Origin of the sequence: Mucispirillum schaedleri ASF457 (assembly GCF_000487995.2) — a bacterium.
Taxonomy (GTDB): Bacteria; Chrysiogenota; Deferribacteres; order Deferribacterales; family Mucispirillaceae; genus Mucispirillum; species Mucispirillum schaedleri.
On record NZ_CP097562.1, the window covers coordinates 258,509 to 280,466 of the forward strand.

Here is a 21,958-nt window from a genome sequence, read left to right on the forward strand (position 1 = left end):
ATTATGAATAGATTAAAAACAAATATATGTGGTATTGAATTTAAAAATCCTATAATTGCTGCAAGTGGCACTTTTGGTTATGGTTTAGAGTTTAAACGATTTACAGATATAGAAAAAATAGGTGGTATATCTGTTAAAGGTATATCTCTGCATGAAACTTATGGCAACCAAATGCCTAGACTTGTAGAAACTTATGCAGGTTTACTTAATGCAATAGGTCTGCAAAATGTGGGAATGGAAAAGTTTATAAAAGAAAAACTTCCTGCATTAAAAAGATTAGATACTCGTATTATAGTAAATTTCTGGGGTAAAACAGTAGATGAATATGTAGAAGTTGCTAAAATATTAGACAGCACAGAAAGAGTAGATATGCTTGAAATGAACATATCATGTCCTAATATAAAGGAAGGTGGAATATCTTTTTCATCAAGTCCCAAATCTGTTGAACAAGTAGTATATGCTTGTAAAAAAGTTATAAATAACAAACCTTTAATAGTAAAACTTTCACCAAATGTTCAAGATATTAAACCATTTGCGAAAGCATGTGAAGAAAGTGGTGCAGATGCTGTTTCTGCAATAAACACGCTTGTAGGTATGGCAATAGATGTGGAAAGAATGAAACCTGTTCTTGCAAATATTACTGGTGGATTAAGCGGACCTGCTATTAAACCTGTAGCTTTAAGAATGGTAAAAGAAATATTTGAAACTGTTAAAATTCCTGTAATTGGAATTGGCGGTATTGGTAACTGGAAAGATGCTGCCGAATTTATTTTAGCTGGTGCTTCTGCTATACAAATTGGAACTGCTAATTTTATTAATGCAAATGCATGCAAAGAAACAGCAGAAGGTTTAAATGAATATTTAGAGCGTAAAAATATAGCTAATTTTAATGAAATAGTTGGCAGGGCGGTCTCTTGTTGAAATCAGAATTAGTCGTATCAGATAAATGGAAAGATTTTCAGCTGATAGATTCTGGAAATGGTGTTAAATTAGAAAAATGGAATAAATATCTTCTTTTAAGACCAGACCCACAGGCTGTATGGGCAAAAAGTGATGATAAACAGTGGTCAAAAGCAGACGCAGTTTATACAAGAAGTTCAAATGGCGGAGGTCAGTGGAAATTTTATAATATGTCTATACCAGCATCATGGAATGTGACTTATAATAATATGGTATTAAAAGTGCACCCTACAGGGTTTAAACATACAGGGCTTTTTCCTGAACAGGCAGCAAACTGGGACTGGATAGCAGATATTATAAAAGAAAAAAAAGCAGCAAATGTTATTAATCTTTTTGGATATACAGGAGCAGCAACGGTTTCTGCTGCCTTAGCTGGTGCAAATGTATGCCATGTAGATGCATCAAAAGGAAGTGTAAGCTGGTGCAAAGAAAATATGCAGTTATCAAAAGTTCCTGATGGAAAGGTTAGGTTAATTATTGAAGACTGTATGAAATATATACAAAGGGAAGAAAGGCGTAATAAAAAATATGATGGTATAATTATGGACCCACCATCTTTTGGAAGAGGTGCTTCTGGGGAAGTATGGAAGTTAGAAAAAGATTTGTGGGATTTACTTATTGCTTGTAAAAAAATATTATCAGATAATCCAAAATTTATTTTAATCAACTCATATACTTCTGGATTATCACCGCTTTCTATATACAATATTTCAATGGAAAGCTTTGGATGTTTACTTAATGAAAAAAGCAGCCTGTTATGTGGTGAAATTGGTTTACCATTTAGAAAAAACAAGAGGGTTATGCCATGCGGCACATATTGCAGAATTATATTTTAATTTTAGTTACTATGATTGCATTATCAGGCTGTGCCACAAAAATTAATGCTTCAAAAATTATTCCTGCAGGAGCAACAGAAGTAACAAGATATAAAACAGTTGCTTTTTTAGATTTTTCAGGAAATAAAGGCAGAGATATTTCAAGCAGGCTTGAAACAGTTGTTATTAAAGCTGAAGTAAATAATAAAAAACAATATTCTGTTGTAGATAGAGCAAATATTGATAAAATAATAAAAGAACAGCAGTTTCAAATGACAATGGCAAATCCTGATACTATTGTAGATTTTGGTCAGTTAGTAGGTGCAGAAGCAGTATGGGCAGGTCATGCACAGTCTACTTATAATGTTACACGCTCGTATGAAACAAGGTCAAAATGTGTCAATTATGTTGATGGTAAATGCCAGTATTACAGAGAATATGCAGTATCTTGTGAAAGAAGGAATATGCTTGTAAATGTAACACCTAAGCTTATATCTATATCTACAGGGCAGGTGGTATATGCAAAGGCATTGCAAGGGCAAGATTATGCTTACAGCTGTTCTGACAGTCTTTTTTATCCACAGTCAGAAGGGGAATTGTATGAAAGTGCTTTAAGAAGTATTTTATATAGTTTTAGACTTGATATTGCACCATATGTGCAGAATATACAAATAGAATTAATGGATAATACTGACGGCACAAATGATACATCAAAACTGTTCTTAAAAAATGGTATTTCATTTGCAAAAAATGACAGAATGGAAAAAGCATGCGAGCTTTGGCAGACTGGTTTGAAAGAATCACCTTATTCTATAAGCTTAAATTATAATATTGGTGTTTGCAAAGAATTAGCTGGTAAATTCAATGAAGCATTATCTTACTTTTCAAAAGCAGAAGATTATGCAGGAAAACATATGCGTGTAATTTCTGATGCTATTAATAGAGCAAAAGAAAGCATTGAAAACCAAAAAACATTAAAGCAGCAAATGTAATTATATTATAAAAATCATATATATTAGTCATTTTGAGCCTGATTTTAAAGGCGAAAAATCTAAATTATATATTACAGCAGCACATATTATATTTAAATTATCTGCTTTTTTAGATACTTCGCCTAAAAGGCTTAGTATGACCTTATTTAGTTTAAATTCTTTTGCTGTATTCATTTAAGTAAATGAATATAAAAAGCAATAAAATCAAAATTTTTTATATTTACCCCCATTTTGTTTTATTATGGGGGCAAGTATATTTTTTAAAAATATAAAGTTAAATAGATATATATTTTATCTATTTTATACCAAGTTTGTTATATGTTTCTATAAGGTTGACATATTCTTTTGCATTTTTTTGGATATGATTAAAATCATCTTCTGTTAAATCTCTTATGTATTTTGCAGGTGTGCCCATAAAAAGTGTGCCAGATTTTACAACTTTTCCCTGTGGCACAACACTTCCTGCTGCAACTATTGCATTTTCTTCTACAACTGAGCCATTGAGAAGAATAGCTCCCATACCTATAAGGCAGTTATCATAAATGGTGCAGCCATGAAGTATTACATTATGACCAACAGTTACATTTTTACCAACCTTTACAGGTTCTTTATATCCAACATGAACAACAGAGCCATCTTGTATATTAGAATTATCTCCAATAGTGATGTCATTTATATCACCACGAATTGTTACATTATACCAGATACTTACATTATCTCCAAGTGTAACATTTCCTAAAACACTTGCACTTTCAGCAATAAAATTATTTTTTCCTTTTGTTATACATTTTTTAAAGTTTTCTTCAACTATATTCATTTTAATATCCTTATTTTAAGATTATTTTTATCTGAATTATATAATAGTATAATAAAAAATTAAAAAAAATCTATACTTAATTTTAAAATCTTCATTATTTTATGGTTTACAATTTATAATATAAAGTGCTATATAAATATACTATCAGTATGGAGGTTATAGTTTTGAGTATCCATAAAGAAATGAAGCAGTCTTTAAATATAAATTCTTTTATAAAAATGAAAGAAAATAATGATATAATTACATGTCTTACTGCTTATGATTATACATCTGCTAAAATATTAGATAATGCAGGAATTGATTTAATTTTAATTGGTGATTCTCTTGGTATGGTTATGAATGGCTATAATTCAACTATTCCAGTTACTATTGATGAAATAATTTACCATACAAAAGCAGTAAAAAGAGCAGTTATGCATGCTTTTGTAGTAGCTGATATGCCTTTTGGCTCATACCATATAGATGAAAAGAGTGCAGTTAAAAATGCAGTTCGTCTTGTAAAAGAAACAGAAGTGCCTGCTGTAAAATTAGAAGGCGGTAAAGAAATTGCACCATTAATTGAAAAGCTTGTAAATACAGGTATTGGTGTATTGGGGCATATTGGCTTAAAACCGCAGATGGTAAATACTATGGGTGGATATAAAATTTTTGGCAAAGATGGTGCAGAAAGTTTAATAGAAGATGCAAAGACATTAGAAAATGCAGGAGCTTTTGCTGTTGTTTTAGAAGGAGTGTCAAGCCAAAGTGCAGTGCAGATAACTAATAGTATTAATATTCCAACTATAGGAATAGGGGCAGGTTCTGGCTGCAGCGGTCAGATTTTAGTATATCATGATATATTTGGCATTTTTACTGATTTTAAGCCAAAATTTGTAAAAAGATATGCAAATGTCGCTGATATAATTGATAAAGCAGCAAAAGAATATATTAATGATGTAAAAGCAGGCACATTTCCTGATGATGCTCATTCATTTAAATAATGGATAAAATAATATGAAAATTGTAAAAACTATTTCAGAAATAAGAGATATTGTAAAAGAATGGAAAAAATCAGGATACAGCATTGGTCTTGTTCCTACAATGGGCTATCTGCATGCAGGTCATGGTTCATTAATAGAGCAGTCTGTAAAAAATAATGATAAAACAGTTGTAAGTGTATTTGTAAATCCTACACAGTTTGGACCAAATGAAGATTTAGAAAAATATCCAAGAGATATAAAAAGGGACAGTGAACTTGTTTCGTCATTAGGTGGTGATATAATCTTTAATCCAGAGCCTGAAGAAATGTATAGAAAATATAATTCAACAACTGTTAAAGTTGAAGGTCTTTCTGAAAAATTATGTGGTATAACTCGTCCTGCTCACTTTGCTGGGGTATGTCAGGTTGTTTCAAAATTATTTAATATAATTACACCTGATAATGCTTATTTTGGATTAAAAGATTTTCAGCAGTATGTAATTATAAATAAAATGGTTGAAGATTTAAACTTTCCAGTTAAAATTAATCCTTGTATAATAGTAAGGGAAGAAAGTGGGCTTGCTTTAAGTTCAAGAAATATATATCTTACTGATGAAGAAAGAAAATCTGCCTTCTCTTTAAACCAAAGCTTGAAATATGCACAATCTCTTATAAATAAAGGTGAAAAAAGAACTTCTGTAATAATCAGTGAAATTACAAAAATTATAGAAAATGTGCCATACAGTAAAATAGATTATGTTAAAATAGTTAATATTGATACTCTGGATGATATAGAAATACTTGAAACAAAATATGCTGTTTTGTTAGCTGTTTATATAGGAAAAACAAGACTAATAGATAATTTTGCTGAACTTTTCTAAAAGAAAAATATCAACTATTACATTTAATATTGTATGTAATATATTTATAATAAAAAAGAATATGCAGTATTATCTAAATAATCTTAAAAAGATACTTTATATCTTGATTTTTCTTGATTTATCTGATAGTATAATGTTTATAGCAGTTTAATAAATCTTTATGGGGGATATGCAATGAAAGAAGTCTCAGGCGATTCTAAAATTGTCATGGGCTATATTTATTCTGCATTATTCTGGGGTGTTATAGGTCTTGTATTAGGTCTTCTCATCTCTGTGCAAATGTGGAGTGTTAGCTTTAATTTTGGAGAGTATTTTTCATTCGGCCGTCTTAGAACGGTTCACACAAATGTTCTTGCTTATGGGCTAGGTATTACTGCGGAAATGGGTGCATTCTATTTTATTATAGGACGCCTTACAAAACGCAGCCTTATTTTCCCTAAGCTTGCAGTTTTCCAACTTATATTTTTTAATATTGTTGTTCTTGTTGGAATGCTTTCTCTTTTTGCAGGTTATAACCAATCACTTGAATATGCTGAATTTGAATGGTTTGTTGACCTTGGTGTTGTTGTAGCATGGGTGTTATTTGCTATTAATGTATTAGGCACAATTCTTACCAGAAAAGAAAAACACATGTATGTTTCTTTATGGTATATTATTGCTACAATGGTAGCTGTTGCTGTTTTATATATTGTAAATAACATGCATCTTGTAGCATCTTTAGGTAAATCTTACCACTTATTTGCTGGTTTAAATAGTGCCAATGTTGAATGGTGGTATGGTCATAATGCTGTTGGTTTCTTATTTACTACACCAATCTTAGCAATATTTTACTATTTCCTGCCAAAATCAACTGGTATGCCAATATACAGCCATAGATTATCAATTCTTGCTTTCTGGTCATTGATTTTCATGTATTTATGGACAGGTGCTCACCACCTTGTTTATACTCCACTTCCAGACTGGCTCCAAACATTAGGTATTGTTTTTACAATCCTTCTGATTGCACCATCTTGGGGTTCTGTAATAAATGGTTACTTAACACTTGCTCCAGATTGGTCTAAACTTAGAACTGCATATTTAGCAAAATTCTTTATTGCAGGTATTACATTCTATGGTTTACAAACATTACAAGGACCTACACAAGGTCTTCGTGCAGTAAGTTCTCTTATCCACTATACTGACTGGGTTCCAGGACATGTTCATATGGGAACTATGGGATGGGTTGTTTTAACTGTAACTGCTGCAATATACTATATTACAACAAGAGTTTATAAAACTGAAATATATAGTGAAAGCTTAGCTAATACTCACTTCTGGCTTGTGCTTTTAGGTCAAATCGGTTTCTCTATCACTATGTGGATAACTGGTATTCGTCAAGGGCTTATGTGGAAATCTACTAATGTTGATGGAACATTAACTTATTCATTTATTGAAACATTAGTTGGTAACTATCCATACTGGATTGCCAGATCTGTATTCGGTGTTATATTTATTGTTGGTATGCTTGTTTTCCTTTTCAACTTCATTATGACTATTGTAAAAGGCAAACAAAACTTATCTAATCAATAGGAGTATAAGATATGAGTGAAAATAACAACAGCATTTACAATAAAGCATTAGTTTTCACAGTTGTCGCATTAGTTGTTATACTTATAGGAACAATTGCAACAGTATTTGTTCCAATGATGACTACAGCAATGCATCCAAAACTTGAAAATGTTACAGAAAATCCATATACTCCACTTCAACTTGCTGGTCGTGATGTTTATCAAAAAGAGGGCTGTATTAACTGCCACTCTCAAACAGTCCGTCCATTAAAAGCTGATGTTTTAAGATATGGTGAAATATCTCAACCAGGTGAAAGTGCTTATGAGCGTCCATTTTTATGGGGTTCTAAAAGAACAGGTCCTGATTTAGCTAGAGTAGGTGGCTTATATTCTGATGAATGGCACAAAGCTCACTTAATTAACCCACAGCACTTTTTCCCAAAATCTAATATGCCAAAACATCCTTGGCTTGCTGAAAAACAATTAGACCCAGTGGAAATTGAAAAACATGCTAAATTATTAGGTTTAAAATATACTCAAGAAGATATTGATGCACTTAATGGCTTAACAGAACTTGATGCAATTGTTGCTTATATGCAGCAGTTAGGTACTTATGTAGAAAATACTCATGCTATTGTAGCTGATGAAGCTGCATTTGAAAATGCAGTTAATCCTTTCCTTAATAATCAAGAGAAAATTGGTAGAGGTCAGGAAATATTTGACTTATTATGCATAGGCTGCCATGCATCTAATGGTAAAGGTAGTGCAGAAGGTTATGATGTTACTAATGTGACTTTTGCAGAAGCTCTTCCAGACTATACTGATGGTATGATGTTTACTACTATTGCAAATGGTATTGAAGGTGCTATGCCTAGCCATTTAAGATTTATGACTAAAGATGATATTTGGTCAGCAGCAGCTTATGTTAGAACATTAGCTAAATAATTAAAGGAGGAATAATTTATGTCTAATTTTGATGAACAAGATGATATCCCTAGCTTAAACCGCAAGGATACTGAAAATAATCTTCCTTTAGGATGGGTAATATTTTTTGTTGCTTTAATTATATGGGGAATATACTATATATATGCTTATACTCCAATGTTTACTAACTGGACACAAAATGGAGCTTATGAGATACAACATCCAATTAGTGGTAAAATTAAACCATAATTAAGGAGCATAAAATGCAGGATAACGGAAGCACTATTGCTGTAAATTCAGTTGAAGAAAGTGAACAGTTACAGTCTGCTATTGCAGGATATATTGTTTATGGATTTGAAATATTATTAGTATTAATACTTGTAGGAATTGCAATCTACTTATTTTCTTCAAAAAGACAAAAATCGGTAGAATCTCCAAAATATCGTATGATGGAGGATGATGACGATAACGATGAAAGCAAATAGTGTTCTCCGTGGTAAAATATACAGGCTGTTGCAGTTTATTGTAGCAGCCTGCGTTTTCATTATTCCGTTTATTAAAACATCAAATGGCAACAGCCTTTTTAGATTTGATGTTTCTACTCTTCAATTATATGCCTTTAATGGTATAGTTAATTTTGCAAGCTTCTTTTCTGCTTTTATAGCTATCTTGCTTGCTACATTTTTATTTATTTTTACAACTCAGCTTTTAGGCAGAATTTGGTGCGGCTGGCTTTGTCCACAGTCATTTTTTGCAATCAGAATAGAATCTTATGCAAAAAAAATTAAGAATAAAACTATGCGTTTTGCAGCAGAAATTATTTTAGCTGCTGTTTTTGCTTTATTACTAACTCTTATATGGATGATGTATTTTGTTTCACCTTATGATTTTATAGAAACACTTAAAAATTCTCATTCAATGTTAATAATAGGTGTAGTATTATTTTTATTTATTTTTGCAGATTTTGCCTTTGTGCGTTTTAAATGGTGCAAATATGTATGTCCATATTCAAAATTTCAAGTAGTTATGACTGATGATGATACTTTATATGTTGGTATGATACCAGGTAAAGAATCACAATGTTTGAACTGTAAAGCCTGTATAAGAGTATGTCCAACACATATAGACCCTAGAAATAATCCAGATGCAGATTGCATATACTGTGAAACTTGTGTTACAGCCTGTAATAAAATATTTCATAAAAAAGAAAATACTAATGGTATATTAGGTTATGTTTGGGGTAAACAGGATAAATTAAATTTGAAAAGACCAAATCTGATAGTAACATTTATTATTTCTATTACATTGGTTTTTGTATTGATTTATTCTATTGTTTCTACAAGTGAACCTGTTATGATAAAAATTGATGAAAGTGTTTCATCATTAGGAAATGGTATATATACATGCAATGTAGAAATTAAAAATAATCTTAATAAACCTGTTAGAGTTAAATTTGTAAACCCTGATAATTTAGCTGAAATCACTCCTGAAATGGTAAGAGTATATATACAGTCAACTAAAACAGAAACTATTACAATTAATACAAAAGGGGATATTCCTAATGGAAAAATAACAGTAAATGCTTATTATGACAGGAATAATCCACCATTAATATTTGAATTAAATATAAAATAAATTTGAGGATATGTTTTATGAAACCAATGGCAGCTTTAATAACAACAGGAATAGTTTTATTATTAATTATGCTTTATTTTGGAAACAAAAGTTTTGAAGGGACTTTTGAAACAAATATTTATCAAAATTCTATCAAATATAATAAAACTGCACCAGTTATTAAAGAATTAGAAAAAACAATTACTAATGTTAGGTTAGAAAACATACCAAATGCTGATATTACAAAACTTACCTATAACTATAATTATGACCAGTCTAAATATTCTATTGTAAGTATTGATATTACATATCCTAATAAACCAGATATTATACCAGTAATTGATATAGATAATTATAATGGTATTAAGCAAAAACTAGCTCCAGGGCTGTATATTGTTGTATTTCATTTTTTAATAAATGAAAACAATAATACTGTAAAAGTTATGAAATCTGTTTATGTTGAGTAGATATATATGAAATCACTTTTTGTGTTAATATTAGTCAGCCTTGTTGTTGGGATAAGTGCTTTTCTTGTTTTTTTACTGGCAGGAAAAAAACAGCAGTTTGATGATATTGAAGCTCCAAAATACAGAATGTTGAATGATGACGATGATGATATAATTAATACTAAAAAATAAAAGCAGTATATTCATAAACTTTAAATGTTATGATAAGTATTAATATGAATAATCATATTCAAAGTAAAAACAATAATGGATATAAAATGCTATTATCAAATGATTAGATAAAATAATCTTAAAAAGTATATGTTGTTTTTAACCATAAAAAATATCACTTAAAAAATATTATAAGTTTTGGATATAAACTTATATTCTGTTAATTATAATGAAATAAAATGAACTGGTAACTTTTAACAGCAGGATATTAGATGATATTTATGATACATTTTTATAATCTTTTTGAATTGCTTTGTAAGTATTTATATTATGATAAGCTGTTATAATATTTTTTATAAGATAAGAAGAATAGGCAGGTAAATAGTGGCATTAAAAGATACAGAACAGGAAAATAAATATATTTGTGGACACTGTTCATCAGAAGTTAATCCAAAAACAGGCATATATGAGAAAGAAAATGATAAATATTTTTGCTGTGAGGGCTGCCGTTCTGTTTATCATTTAATCAATGATGAAGGGTTTGCCTCATTTTATACAAAAAGAACAGACTGGGATGATGCTGCACCAGCTGAGCAGGTAGAAGCAGATGAAGAATATTTTGAAACATCTCTTGAAGTGCTTAAAAATGGTGATTATTCTTTATCAATAGTGATAACAGGTATTCGTTGTGCAGCATGTATATGGCTTATAGAATCTTTGGCATTAAAAGATGAACGAATAAAATCATTTCGCATAAATTATGCAAATCATAAAGCAAAAATTGTATTTAATCCAAATGATATTTCAGTAAAAGAAGTGCTGCAGAAAATTACAAGACTTGGTTACTGTCCACTTCCATCTACAAATATAGAAACAATCCATGATAAAGAAAGAAAAGATTATTTTTACCGCTTCGGAGTAGCTGCATTTTTTACAATGCAGGTAATGATGTATTCTATTGCAAACTATACTGGTTATTTTAAAGGCATGGATGATAGTTTATATTTTTTATTTAAACTTTTATCATGGGTTTTAGCCACACCTGTTTTAATATATTCAGCATATCCGTTTTTTCAGAAAAGTTTTGCAGCATTGAAACATTTTCATTTTACAATGGATACTCTTGTGGCAATAGGTGCTGGAACTTCATATTTATACAGTGTTGCTGCAATATTTTTAGGTTATGAAACATATTTTGATACATCAGTTATGATTATAACTTTAATTTTGCTTGGCAGGTTTATAGAAGCAGGAGCAAAACAAAAGGGCGGTAATGCTGTTGCAAAACTTTTATCTTTAAAACCAAAAAATGTCAGGAAGATTATATGTGAACAAAATGGAGAAAAAACATATATTACTATACCAATAGACCAGCTTCTAAAAGGTGATTTATTTGAAATTTCTACTGGAAGTAATGTTGCTGCTGATGGCAAAATTATTGAAGGTATATGTGAAATAGATGAATCCATGCTAACTGGTGAGCCTATGCCTGTTAATAAAAAAGAGGGCTGTCAGGTATATGCTGGCACAAAACTAATCAATGGAACATGTATTGTTATGGCTGAAAATATTGGTATAGACAGCTTTTTATCTAAAATTGCAGCATCAGTTGATGATGCACAAAGTTCAAAAGCACCAATTCAAGATGTAGCAGATAATTTTATTAGTAAATTTGTTCCTTTTGTATTAATTATTGCTTTTTTATCGTTTATATACTGGTATTTTTTAGCATCAGTTGGTGCAGAGCTTTCTATAATGCGTGCAGTATCTGTTTTAGTTATTGCATGTCCTTGTGCCATGGGGCTTGCAACACCACTGGCAGTTATTTCTGCAACAAATAAATTATCAGAAACTGGTGTAATATTTAAAAATGGAGAAGCAATAGAAAGATATGCTTATGTAAATGATTTTTATTTTGATAAAACAGGCACAATTACAACAGGCAATATGTCTGTTACTGATTGTAAATTATCTTTTTCCTGCAGCTCAGTATTAAACTTAATAACATCTGCTGCCTTTTATTCAAAACATCCTGCATCAAAAGCAATTGCTGCAGCAAATGAAAGTCTGTATGAATGTGAAAAGTTTGAAGAAACAGCAGGAAAGGGGATAATCGCTGAAATAAAGAATACAAATATTATAATAGGCTCACAAAAATTTTTGCAGGAAAACAGTGTAAAATTTACAGCAGAATATGAAAAGTATATAGAAAAAGCGATAGAAAAAGGGTGGACAATAGTATGTGCTGCAGTTAATCATATATTAGTTGGTGTATTTTCAATTTCTGACATTATAAGAGAAGAAGCAGCATTAACAATATCATTACTTCAAAAAGAAGGCAATAATATATCAATCATAACAGGGGACAGCCAAAAGGCTGCAAATATTATACTTGGCAATTCTGGTATTAATGCGAATATTTTTGCAAATGTTTCTCCTTTTGATAAAGGTAGTATTCTACAAAATGCAAAAGATACTAAAAAAACAGTAATGATTGGTGATGGTATAAATGATGCTATTGCATTAACTGCTGCAAGTGTTGGTATATCTATGAGAAATTCAACAGATATTTCAATAGAAAGTGCATCTGCTGTTTTGCTTCGTAATGACTTATCAATTATAGAAAAATCTCATAAAATATGCAGAAAAACTTTAAGAATTATAAAGGAAAATTTATTCTGGGCTTTTTCGTATAATTTTATCGCTATTCCATTAGCCTGCACAGGCTTAATTCATCCTGTAATGAGTGCTGCTTTTATGAGCTTCAGCTCACTTTTTGTTGTAGCAAATTCAGTAAGAATAAAAAAATAAATTTTGTTTATAAAAGAAAAATATAATTATCTGCTTAACAATGAATTAAAAATTTATAATAATTTAATAAGATATATTATAAATTAACTTTAATATGTGAATATAATACCTTGATAAATAAAATAAATTCCCATAATTAAAAGAAGTATTGCTGTTAAATGCTTAAAATATTTAACATACTGCATTATATATGAGCCTAATACAGCTAAAATCATTAATGCAATGGAAGTGCCTATGCCAAAAGCTGCCATCATCAATGCTCCTGTATACCATAATCCAGAAGGTGCTGCACCTATTATGGCACCCATAGTTAATCCGCATGGAAGAAAGCCAAGTAACAGACCATAAAAAAATGGATTATTTGGCTTATATTTTTTGATTTTGTTCATTATTTTTAATTTAGCAAGAAAATTAAAAGATGATAAATTAAAAAAATACATAACTGCAAATAAAACAAGAATAATACCGCCTGCAAAAGCAGCAAACTTTTGAATATTCAAAAAATTCTGCCCAGCATAAGTTGCAATAGAGCCAAGACCACCAGCAACTGCACCCAAACAAGTATAAGTAAAAGTTCTACCTATATTATAAAAAAAATTAGGAATTAATATTCTATATCCAGAATTACCACTAGAAAAAATGCTTGAAATATGCAAAACAAAAGGGTGGCACATCAAAATACAGTGCCCAAATCCACCTGCAAAACCAACTAAAAAATGACCTAAAATCAAAGGCAGAATTTCAGCCATACAAAACCTATTTTACATCATAAAATACATAAAAAACTCTTTTATTTCCATCCATATATGTAATATCAGCTTTAGTATACCATTTAGTTCTGCCAGACATACATTTAACCAAAACTTGAGTAACAGTAAAAACATTATCTGAAATTTTTTTACCTTCATATTCATATTTTCCCATATCCATTTCCATATTAGAAGTAAATTTAACAGATTTGACTGCTTTATCAAATGTATAAGTTAAAGTAAATTCTTTCATTGGTTTAATTGGGCGTGTGGCAGAAACAGATATACCATAAGTATCATTTTTAAAACTACCATCCTTATCAGTAATATCATAAGCTGCTTTATAATTTACAGGAAAAGCTGCAAAACTAAAAAATGGAACTACCATTATTATTAATGTTAAAACTAAAATGATTTTTTTCATATAAATCTCCATTTGCTATAATAATCAAAACCATATCATACATAAAATAATAGTGCAAGTTATTTTATATATTATGTCCGATAAGATATATTATGTAAAATAAAAGAAGAAATATAGAATAATAAGTTTAAAATTTTGCCCTGTAAATGATTTTGGTATATTTTTATATGCTGATAATTTAAAACCCCTTTAAAAGCTAAAATTTGAATTTGTTTAAAATAATATAATGTTTTGCAGCATTTATTTATTGATTAAAAATAATCTTTATAATATATTATACCTGATAATAAATAAAATTTATTGGAGTTACACTATAAATACTCAGTTAGTTATTTTTGATTTAGACGGCACATTATGTGATACATTTGATGATATATATTTGTCATTAAAACATTCTCTTGATAATTTTAATGTTTTTACACCTTCTCTTAATGAAGTTAAATCTTTTATTGGTGATGGTCTTGCTTTGCTTATAGAAAGAACATTGAATGTTACAAATCAGGCATATTTAAAAAATGATATTCTGGCTTCTTTTATGCAGTATTATAAAGAACACTGCACAGATTCCACTTTATTATTTCCTGGAATGGAAAATGTTTTAAAAGAATTATACAAAAAAAATGTATATATGGCTGTTGTATCTAATAAAGCATATCATCTAGTTGATATTATCATTAAAGAGCTTGATTTATATGATTATTTCAAATTTGTTTATGGTGGCGACAGCTTTGATGAAAAGAAACCGTCAGCTAAACCACTATTAAATATCATAAACTCTTTAAGTGTAATTCCAGATAATTCATTTATGATTGGTGATAGTGATAATGATGTGCTTGCTGGTGCTGCTGCTGGCATGAAAACAATCTACTGCTCTTATGGTTATTCTCCATTAAAAAAATCAACTTCAGATTATATTGTTGATAATCCACTAGATATTTTAAATTTTATAAGGTAAATATGATGAATAAAATGGCTTTTTATTCTGATTTTATATATTATAATAATGAAATACATAATAATTCATATCTTTTAGTAACTGACAATATTATAGATGGTATCAGTAATAATATTGAAAGTTATCCAGATTATAAAATAAAAAAATTTAACAATTCTGCTATTTTTCCAGGTTTAATTAATACTCACAATCATTTAGGTATGGGTATAATGCGTGGTTATGCAGATGATTTGCCACTTATGACATGGCTTACTGATTATATTTGGCCTGCTGAAAGAAAAATATTATCAGGTGAATTTGTTTATAATTCCACCCTTTTATCAATAGCTGAATCTATCCGCTCTGGTGTAACTTGCATTAATGATATGTATTTTTTTGCTTTTGATACAAAAAGAGCTTTTGAAAAAGCAGGCATTCGTGGAGTTGTTGGCTTTGGTGTGCTTGAAAATTTCAATAAAGCATTTAAGGCTGCTGATAAATTTGAAGAAACAGAGCTTGTTAGTTTATCAATATGTCCACATGCTTTATATACAGTGCCTTTTGATATAATGAAACAGTGCTGTAGTTATGCTCAAAAAAGAAATATTTTACTGCATACTCATTTGGCAGAAACTTTAGATGAAGAAAGGCAGATTTTAGAAAGATATAATAAAAGACCTGTTGAACTAATGTATGAGACAGGTGCTTTTGATATAAACTCTGTATTTGCTCACTGTGTGCATGTTAATGATGATGATATAAAAATAATGGCAGATAAGAAAGTAAATGTGTCCCACTGTATAGAAAGCAACTTAAAACTTGCCAGTGGTTTTTCACCTGTAAAAAAAATGCTGGATGCAGGAATAAATATATCTATTGGCACAGATGGAGTATGCAGCAATAATGATTTATCAATGATTGGGGAAATGAGCACAGTATCTAAATTCCATAAAGCATTTAATATGGATGCAACTGCTCTTTCTGCAGAAACTGTTTTACAGATGGCTTCATCTTATGGAGCAAAAGCATTAAATTTACAAAATATTGGCATTTTAAATAAAGGAATGAAAGCTGATTTCTTTGTATTATCTTTTAATGCAGTTCATTTGACACCTGTATACAATCCAGTATCTCATCTTGTGTATGCTGCAAAAGATAATGATATTACAGATGTTTATGTAAATGGCAGCCCTGTTATGCAGGATAGAAAATTAATTAATTTTGATGAAGAAGAAATAAAAAATTATGCCAAAGAAAAGGCGAAAATATTACTAAAAGGATAAAATGATGAACGAATTTGACAGATTTAGGACCCCATTTGAAGAAAGATATTCTTCTAAAGAAATGCTTTATTTATTTTCTCCAAACAAAAAATTTACTACTTGGAGAAAACTTTGGATTGCTCTTGCAGAATCAGAGAAAGAACTTGGTTTAAATATTACTCAGGAACAAATCAATGAAATGAAAAGTCATATTGAAGATATTGACTTTGAATATGCAAAAGAAATGGAAAAGAAATTCAGACATGATGTAATGGCTCATGTTCATTCTTTTGGTAAAGTCTGCCCTTCTGCTATGCCGATTATTCATTTAGGTGCAACAAGTGCATTTGTTGGTGATAATACAGATATTATTGTTATGAAGGAAGCATTAGAGCTTGTTCGCAGTAAACTTGTGGCTGTTTTAGAAAATTTAAAAACTTTTGCTTTAAAATATAAAGATTTACCAGCTTTAGGATTTACTCATTTCCAACCTGCTCAGCTTACAACAGTAGGAAAAAGAGCTGCTTTATGGATGCAGGATTTTATGCTTGATTTAGAAAATCTTGTATTTGAACACTCAAATATTAGATTCAGGGGAGTAAAAGGCACTACGGGAACACAGGCTTCTTTTCTGCACTTATTTAATAATGACCATGAAAAAGTAAGACAGTTAGATAAATTAGTATCTTCTAAAATGGGCTTTGAAAAAGTATTTGGTGTAAGCGGACAAACTTACACAAGAAAACAAGATTCCAGAATTATTGCAGTATTAGCAGGTTTTGCAGAATCTGCCCATAAATTTGCTACAGATATAAGGCTTTTAGCAAACTTAAAAGAAGTAGAAGAACCATTTGAAAAAAATCAAATAGGCTCAAGTGCTATGGCTTATAAACGCAACCCTATGAGAAGTGAAAGAGTATGTGCCCTTTCCCGCTTTATAATCGCAGCATCATCTAATACATATTACACCCATTCTGTTCAGTGGTTTGAAAGGACATTAGATGATTCTGCAAACAGAAGGCTATCTATTTCTGAAACTTTTTTAGCAGCAGATGCTGTATTAGAACTTCTTTTAAATATTACAAGTGGTTTAGTTGTGTATGAAAAAGTTATTGCAAAACGCATATCTGAAGAGCTGCCATTTATGGCTACAGAAAATATTATTATGGAATCAGTTCAGCATGGTGCAGACCGTCAGGAAATGCATGAGCAGATTCGTATTCACTCTATGGAAGCTGGAAAACGAATTAAACAGGACGGCCTGGATAATGACTTATTAAAAAGAGTTATTGCTGATGATAAAATACCATTAAATGAAAAAGATATTGAGCGTATTTTAAACCCTAAAGAATTTATTGGCAGAGCTCCAGAGCAAACTGTTGAATTTATTGAAAATGAAATAGACCCGCTTATATCTAGATATAAAACTAATAAAAACTTTGAAGGTATTGTAAATGTATAATCAATAGTTTTAAATATTTTGGGCTTAAGTTTTTTAAAGGTTTAAGCCCTTTTTTTTATATAATATTTGATTAAGAATAATTTATAATAAATACAATTTTGTAATAAGATTTATTATAAATATACTGTTATTTTATGCCTGTCCCTTTTCATCATTACTATTTATGTATCTGATTCTTATCTCGCGCTGTATTTGTCTTCTTATAACACTTTTTTATTATATAATATTATAAAAACTCATATTTATACAATTTAAAGTAACTTATATTATACTGAACTTTATTTATAAGCGAAGTATCTAAAAAAGCAGATAATTTAAATATATTATGGACTTCTGTAATAATAGATAATTTAGATTTTTCGCATTTAAAATCGGGCTCAAAATAACTGATACACAAAATTTTTTGTAAGTCCAGACTTTGTTTCACAAGATATTCTGAATACATCAACATTATTTGGATATTAATTTTTATAATACAGCTAGCTAATTAGAATATACTATATCAATCTAGATGTATATTTTCTAATCTTTTGTATATTCAGCAGCTGATGTATCTGTTTCCCATACTATTACTTTATCTACTTTTTCTCCATAATGAATGGCAAGTTTATCAAAAATATATTTTGCTATATTTTCACTTGTTGGATTTACTGTTTTAAAATATTCAAGTTCATTTATATATTCATGGTCTAGCTCATCCATAATAACATTTAAATGTTTTTTAAACATTTTAAAGTCTTCTACCATACCTAGTTTATCAAGTGTTTTTGATTTTAAGTATGCTTCAACTTTCCAGTTATGGCCATGCAGTCTTTCGCATGCTCCTTGGTATTCTCTTAAATTATGTGCTGATGAAAAATGACTTTTTATTCTAACTTTATACATTTTTACCTCTTTTATTTTGTATTATAATTTAATCCTGTGGCTTTATAAAGCTTTATAATTTAATCCTGTGGCTTTATAAAGCTTTATAATTTCATCACGAGATAATATTTTATACTCTCCCGGTTTTAAGTTTTCTATTGTAATTGGACCTATTCTTACTCTTTCAAGCCTTTTTACTTTACTGCCAAAATAACCAAACATATTTCTTATTTGGCGTTTTTTGCCTTCTTTTATAATGACTTTATAATTTTGCTTACCTGCAAATTTTATACTGCATGGCTGATATTTGCCTTTTGGAGTATCAAGCCCTGATGAAAATTCTTCCATCTCCATACTTGATAAAAGCCTGTCAACAGTAACCAAATATTCTTTTTCCATTTTGTATTCTGGCTTTTGCATTCTTTGTATTAATTCGCCGTCATTAGAAAATATCAAAAGACCTTCGCTTTCATAATCAAGCCTGCCAGAATATGGAAACTTCCTGCCTGCAAAAAGAGGAAATTTCTCAAGAGTATCTTTTCCTCTGCCTTCCCCATAGGCTGTTAATACTCGCCTTGGTTTATAAAATTTAAAAACATCAGGTTTGCTTTCATATACAGGCTCATTATTGATAAACACTACATCTTCTGTTTCGTCAATTTTTATGCCTTGCTCTCTAACCCGTTTGCCATTAATAGAAACTTTACCTTCTTCTATTAATTTATCTGCTTCCCGTCTTGAATAACCTGTCATAGAAGCAATAAATTTATTTAACCTTGTAAATTCTTTCATGAATTCTGCTTTAACTCCTGCCATTCTCTAAATGTAGGCAGCTCTGATAAATCATTTAAACCAAAATATTCTAAAAAATATTTTGTTGTAGAATATAATAATGGTTTACCGGGCACCTGCTTCCTGCCAACTACTTTTATTAAATTTTTATCAAGAAGATATTTCATTGTGCCTGATGAATTAACTTCACGCATTTCTTCTACCTCTGCCTTTGTAACAGGCTGTCTGTATGCAATAATTGCAGCTGTTTCAAGAGAAGCACGGGATAGTGATTCTGTTTTTTCTCCAAAGAATTTTTCTAAAAATATAGTAACATCAGAATCAGCAACAAGTTGATAGCCCCCTGATACCATACGGATACACACACCTATTCTTAATTTATTAAATTCTTCTGAATAATTAATAAGCCTGTTTTCAAGGTTTAAAGGGTTAAGCATTTTCCTAAATGTTGAAAGCTCTACTGGTTTGCCTGATAAATATAGAGCTGCATAGAAAATACGCTTTTCTCTATTTTCTGATAAGTCTTCATAATTATCATCAGATAATACTGATGAATGTTCTTTCTCTTTGTTTTCAAAATATCCTTCGTCAAACTGCTTTGAAAGCTCTTCTTCATCAAGATTTTCATTTTCTACAACAGCGTCTGCATTATATGGTGATGTAAAATCTGGAAGAATATCTTTTACAGGGCTTTCTTTTTCAAGTTTAGTTTGAATAATATTTTCTTTTTCGTAGATAACATCATCCATATAGCTTGTAAAAGCATCACTAAGCTCTTGAATATCGTTATCTGGTGATGTATTAATATCATCTTTTTTATCATTATTGTATTTTTGTGTCATTTTCCTCTGCACCTTTTATAAGTGTCAATAGTATTTCCTCAAAATTTCCATCTTGAAAAGCCTTTATTTTTTTGCCTTTCATTAATTCTAATACAGAACCAAAGGAAACACATTTTTCAATTTTTTCTTTACAAGTTTCTTCTATTTCACTCCATAAAGTTCTTTCTTTTGATAAAATAAACTCTTTTACTCTTTTTGCTACCTGTTCAGTTGCTATTTTAGAGTTTTTTACAACCATCTTTTTATCTTTCTTTCCAGTTGAAATATTAAAAAAAGCAGATGCCAGTTTATAAGCATCTTCTGTAAAAAGTTCTTCCCTTAAAATAACAATAGAGTTTGTGCGTGCAAGAAATTTACCAGAATTTAATTCAAAAGACTTTAACTTTTGTGCCATATCTTTATAAAAAGAATACTCAATTAATAACTGATTAAAGCGAAATTTTGCTTCTTCAGGGTCAATATCATCTTCGCTGCTGCTGTCTCTTGGAAGCAGCATTCTTGATTTTAAATATACTAGATATGAAGCCATATTAATAAACTCTGCTGCCACTTCTATATCCATTTCTTTCATTTTCCTAATCTCATCAATAAACTGGCTTGTAATTTCAGAAATAGATACATTGAATATATTCATCTCATTTTTGTAAACAAGATGTATTAATAAATCAAGCGGCCCTTCATAATCAAGTATTTTAATATCAAGAAGTTCATTCATATTTTAATTGCTTTTCTAACTTTTTCCATTAATATTGCAGCAAAATCATTTGCTTTTTTCTGAGATGGTGCAAGAAATTCATCAATATTCTGTATTTCTTTATCCAATACTTTCTTTTTTTCTCTAATAGGACATATAAAATTTTCTACATTATTAATTAATATTTTTTTACACTCTATACAGCCAATTTCTGCTTTTGTGCATCCTTCTATAATTTTTGCTCTTTCTTCATCTGTTGAAAATACTTTATGATAATCAAATACTGGGCATACATTTGGGTCACCAGCATCAGTTTTCCTTTGCCTTTTTGTATCTGTTATCATTGTTTTGATTTTCTTTTCTATTATGTCTGCATCTTCTGTTAAAAGTATAGTATTATTTAAACTTTTACTCATTTTTCTGCCATCAAGCCCTGGAAGCTTTGGCACATTTGTAAGCATAGATTCTGGTTCTACAAAAATTTCTCCATAAAAATTATTAAACCTGCGGACAATTTCTCTTGCAAGTTCTACATGCGGCACCTGATCAACCCCAACAGGCACAAGATTTGCAAGATACATAATAATATCTGCAGTCATTAATACTGGATAGCCCAAAAATCCATAGTTAGATAAATCTTTATGGGATAAAGTATTTATCATATCTTTATAACTTGGACATCTTTCAAGCCAAGATACAGGTGTAAACATACCTAAAAGCAGATAAAGTTCTGCAGTATATAAGTTGTGTGACTGTATAAATATAGGTGCTTTTTCTACATCAAGCCCAGCAGCAAGCCATGAAAGCACCATTTGACGCCTAATTTCCTTAATATTTTCTGGATTATCATAATTTGTAGTTAATGCATGCCAGTCTGCAACTGCAAAAAAACAGTCATATTCTTCCTGCATTTTTATCCAGTTTTTAACAGCTCCAAAATAATGACCAATATGCAGCTCCCCTGTTGGTCTCATTGCACTATAAACTCTTTTTTTCATT

General features: G+C 30.0%; 25 protein-coding genes. 16 read left to right on the forward strand and 9 right to left on the reverse strand.

Annotated elements, in window-relative coordinates; genetic code table 11:
- Window positions 1–3: 3 nt before the first annotated feature.
- Genes N508_RS01320 through N508_RS01330 form a run of 3 tightly spaced genes read left to right on the forward strand, consistent with a single transcriptional unit; the run spans window position 4 to window position 2,767 of the window.
- Window positions 4–921: a dihydroorotate dehydrogenase gene (locus N508_RS01320; protein WP_023276280.1), complete on the forward strand. Its 918-nt coding sequence runs from the start codon at window positions 4–6 to the stop codon at window positions 919–921.
- Window positions 918–1,796, forward strand: coding sequence for a class I SAM-dependent methyltransferase (locus N508_RS01325; RefSeq protein ID WP_023276281.1), 879 nt, complete (start codon window positions 918–920; stop codon window positions 1,794–1,796). Before N508_RS01320 ends, N508_RS01325 begins: the two co-directional genes overlap by 4 nt.
- On the forward strand, window positions 1,778–2,767 hold the full coding sequence (locus tag N508_RS01330; protein WP_179077816.1) for a DUF6340 family protein: 990 nt from the start codon (window positions 1,778–1,780) through the stop codon (window positions 2,765–2,767). The genes N508_RS01325 and N508_RS01330 overlap by 19 nt, the downstream gene beginning before the upstream one ends.
- A gap of 27 nt (window positions 2,768–2,794) precedes the next feature.
- On the opposite strand, the gene N508_RS01335 is transcribed toward N508_RS01330, so the two are convergent.
- Window positions 2,795–2,941, reverse strand: coding sequence for a hypothetical protein (locus N508_RS01335; RefSeq protein ID WP_155944393.1), 147 nt, complete (start codon window positions 2,939–2,941; stop codon window positions 2,795–2,797).
- A gap of 121 nt (window positions 2,942–3,062) precedes the next feature.
- The gene (locus N508_RS01340) at window positions 3,063–3,584 is read right to left on the reverse strand and encodes a gamma carbonic anhydrase family protein (protein WP_023276283.1); all 522 of its coding nucleotides are present in this window, start codon (window positions 3,582–3,584) and stop codon (window positions 3,063–3,065) included.
- Between the two features lie 182 nt (window positions 3,585–3,766).
- On the opposite strand from N508_RS01340, the gene panB reads away from it, so the two are divergent.
- From panB to N508_RS01390, 10 genes are all read left to right on the forward strand, one after another.
- Window positions 3,767–4,564: a 3-methyl-2-oxobutanoate hydroxymethyltransferase gene (gene panB / locus N508_RS01345; protein WP_040637162.1), complete on the forward strand. Its 798-nt coding sequence runs from the start codon at window positions 3,767–3,769 to the stop codon at window positions 4,562–4,564.
- A 13-nt stretch (window positions 4,565–4,577) separates the two neighbouring features.
- On the forward strand, window positions 4,578–5,423 hold the full coding sequence (panC, locus tag N508_RS01350) for a pantoate--beta-alanine ligase (protein ID WP_023276285.1): 846 nt from the start codon (window positions 4,578–4,580) through the stop codon (window positions 5,421–5,423).
- Between the two features lie 174 nt (window positions 5,424–5,597).
- Window positions 5,598–6,992: a cbb3-type cytochrome c oxidase subunit I gene (locus N508_RS01355; RefSeq protein WP_023276286.1), complete on the forward strand. Its 1,395-nt coding sequence runs from the start codon at window positions 5,598–5,600 to the stop codon at window positions 6,990–6,992.
- Window positions 6,993–7,003: 11 nt separating this feature from the next.
- Entirely contained in the window at window positions 7,004–7,915 is a 912-nt protein-coding gene (locus N508_RS01360) for a cbb3-type cytochrome c oxidase subunit II (protein WP_023276287.1), read from the forward strand.
- Between the two features lie 18 nt (window positions 7,916–7,933).
- Complete coding sequence (locus tag N508_RS01365; protein ID WP_023276288.1) at window positions 7,934–8,143, forward strand: cbb3-type cytochrome c oxidase N-terminal domain-containing protein; 210 nt, start codon at window positions 7,934–7,936, stop codon at window positions 8,141–8,143.
- A gap of 14 nt (window positions 8,144–8,157) precedes the next feature.
- Window positions 8,158–8,379 carry a hypothetical protein gene (locus tag N508_RS01370; RefSeq protein WP_023276289.1) on the forward strand — a complete coding sequence of 74 codons (222 nt, stop codon included), beginning with the start codon at window positions 8,158–8,160 and terminating at the stop codon, window positions 8,377–8,379.
- A complete protein-coding gene (locus tag N508_RS01375) occupies window positions 8,366–9,529 on the forward strand; it encodes a 4Fe-4S dicluster domain-containing protein (protein ID WP_040637081.1) in 1,164 nt (387 codons plus the stop codon). Before N508_RS01370 ends, N508_RS01375 begins: the two co-directional genes overlap by 14 nt.
- Window positions 9,530–9,546: 17 nt before the next feature.
- On the forward strand, window positions 9,547–9,975 hold the full coding sequence (locus tag N508_RS01380) for a hypothetical protein (RefSeq protein ID WP_023276291.1): 429 nt from the start codon (window positions 9,547–9,549) through the stop codon (window positions 9,973–9,975).
- Between the two features lie 6 nt (window positions 9,976–9,981).
- Window positions 9,982–10,146: a cbb3-type cytochrome oxidase assembly protein CcoS gene (ccoS, locus tag N508_RS01385; protein ID WP_023276292.1), complete on the forward strand. Its 165-nt coding sequence runs from the start codon at window positions 9,982–9,984 to the stop codon at window positions 10,144–10,146.
- Between the two features lie 363 nt (window positions 10,147–10,509).
- A complete protein-coding gene (locus tag N508_RS01390; protein WP_023276293.1) occupies window positions 10,510–12,936 on the forward strand; it encodes a heavy metal translocating P-type ATPase in 2,427 nt (808 codons plus the stop codon).
- A gap of 89 nt (window positions 12,937–13,025) precedes the next feature.
- Here N508_RS01390 and N508_RS01395 read toward each other — a convergent pair whose 3' ends face one another.
- Together N508_RS01395 and N508_RS01400 are read right to left on the reverse strand one after the other, a co-directional pair.
- Window positions 13,026–13,685 (reverse strand): sulfite exporter TauE/SafE family protein, encoded by a 660-nt coding sequence (locus N508_RS01395; protein WP_023276294.1) that lies wholly within the window; start codon window positions 13,683–13,685, stop codon window positions 13,026–13,028.
- A gap of 7 nt (window positions 13,686–13,692) precedes the next feature.
- On the reverse strand, window positions 13,693–14,109 hold the full coding sequence (locus N508_RS01400; RefSeq protein ID WP_023276295.1) for a hypothetical protein: 417 nt from the start codon (window positions 14,107–14,109) through the stop codon (window positions 13,693–13,695).
- 247 nt (window positions 14,110–14,356) lie between these two features.
- On the opposite strand from N508_RS01400, the gene N508_RS01405 reads away from it, so the two are divergent.
- Genes N508_RS01405 through purB form a run of 3 tightly spaced genes read left to right on the forward strand, consistent with a single transcriptional unit; the run spans window position 14,357 to window position 17,767 of the window.
- On the forward strand, window positions 14,357–15,064 hold the full coding sequence (locus N508_RS01405) for an HAD family hydrolase (RefSeq protein ID WP_051350795.1): 708 nt from the start codon (window positions 14,357–14,359) through the stop codon (window positions 15,062–15,064).
- 2 nt (window positions 15,065–15,066) lie between these two features.
- The gene (locus tag N508_RS01410; RefSeq protein WP_023276297.1) at window positions 15,067–16,326 is read left to right on the forward strand and encodes an amidohydrolase; all 1,260 of its coding nucleotides are present in this window, start codon (window positions 15,067–15,069) and stop codon (window positions 16,324–16,326) included.
- Between the two features lie 4 nt (window positions 16,327–16,330).
- Window positions 16,331–17,767: an adenylosuccinate lyase gene (gene purB / locus N508_RS01415; RefSeq protein ID WP_023276298.1), complete on the forward strand. Its 1,437-nt coding sequence runs from the start codon at window positions 16,331–16,333 to the stop codon at window positions 17,765–17,767.
- A gap of 522 nt (window positions 17,768–18,289) precedes the next feature.
- Here the strand turns inward: purB and queD are convergent.
- The 5 genes from queD to trpS are packed head-to-tail and all read right to left on the reverse strand — an operon-like array spanning window position 18,290 to window position 21,957.
- Window positions 18,290–18,652 carry a 6-carboxytetrahydropterin synthase QueD gene (gene queD / locus N508_RS01420; protein WP_023276299.1) on the reverse strand — a complete coding sequence of 121 codons (363 nt, stop codon included), beginning with the start codon at window positions 18,650–18,652 and terminating at the stop codon, window positions 18,290–18,292.
- 42 nt (window positions 18,653–18,694) lie between these two features.
- Complete coding sequence (locus N508_RS01425) at window positions 18,695–19,423, reverse strand: pseudouridine synthase (protein ID WP_023276300.1); 729 nt, start codon at window positions 19,421–19,423, stop codon at window positions 18,695–18,697.
- Window positions 19,420–20,265 carry an SMC-Scp complex subunit ScpB gene (scpB, locus tag N508_RS01430; protein WP_023276301.1) on the reverse strand — a complete coding sequence of 282 codons (846 nt, stop codon included), beginning with the start codon at window positions 20,263–20,265 and terminating at the stop codon, window positions 19,420–19,422. The genes N508_RS01425 and scpB overlap by 4 nt, the downstream gene beginning before the upstream one ends.
- Complete coding sequence (locus tag N508_RS01435; RefSeq protein WP_023276302.1) at window positions 20,246–20,980, reverse strand: segregation and condensation protein A; 735 nt, start codon at window positions 20,978–20,980, stop codon at window positions 20,246–20,248. Before N508_RS01435 ends, scpB begins: the two co-directional genes overlap by 20 nt.
- Window positions 20,977–21,957, reverse strand: coding sequence for a tryptophan--tRNA ligase (gene trpS / locus N508_RS01440; protein WP_023276303.1), 981 nt, complete (start codon window positions 21,955–21,957; stop codon window positions 20,977–20,979). The genes N508_RS01435 and trpS overlap by 4 nt, the downstream gene beginning before the upstream one ends.
- Between the last annotated feature and the right edge of the window lies 1 nt (window position 21,958).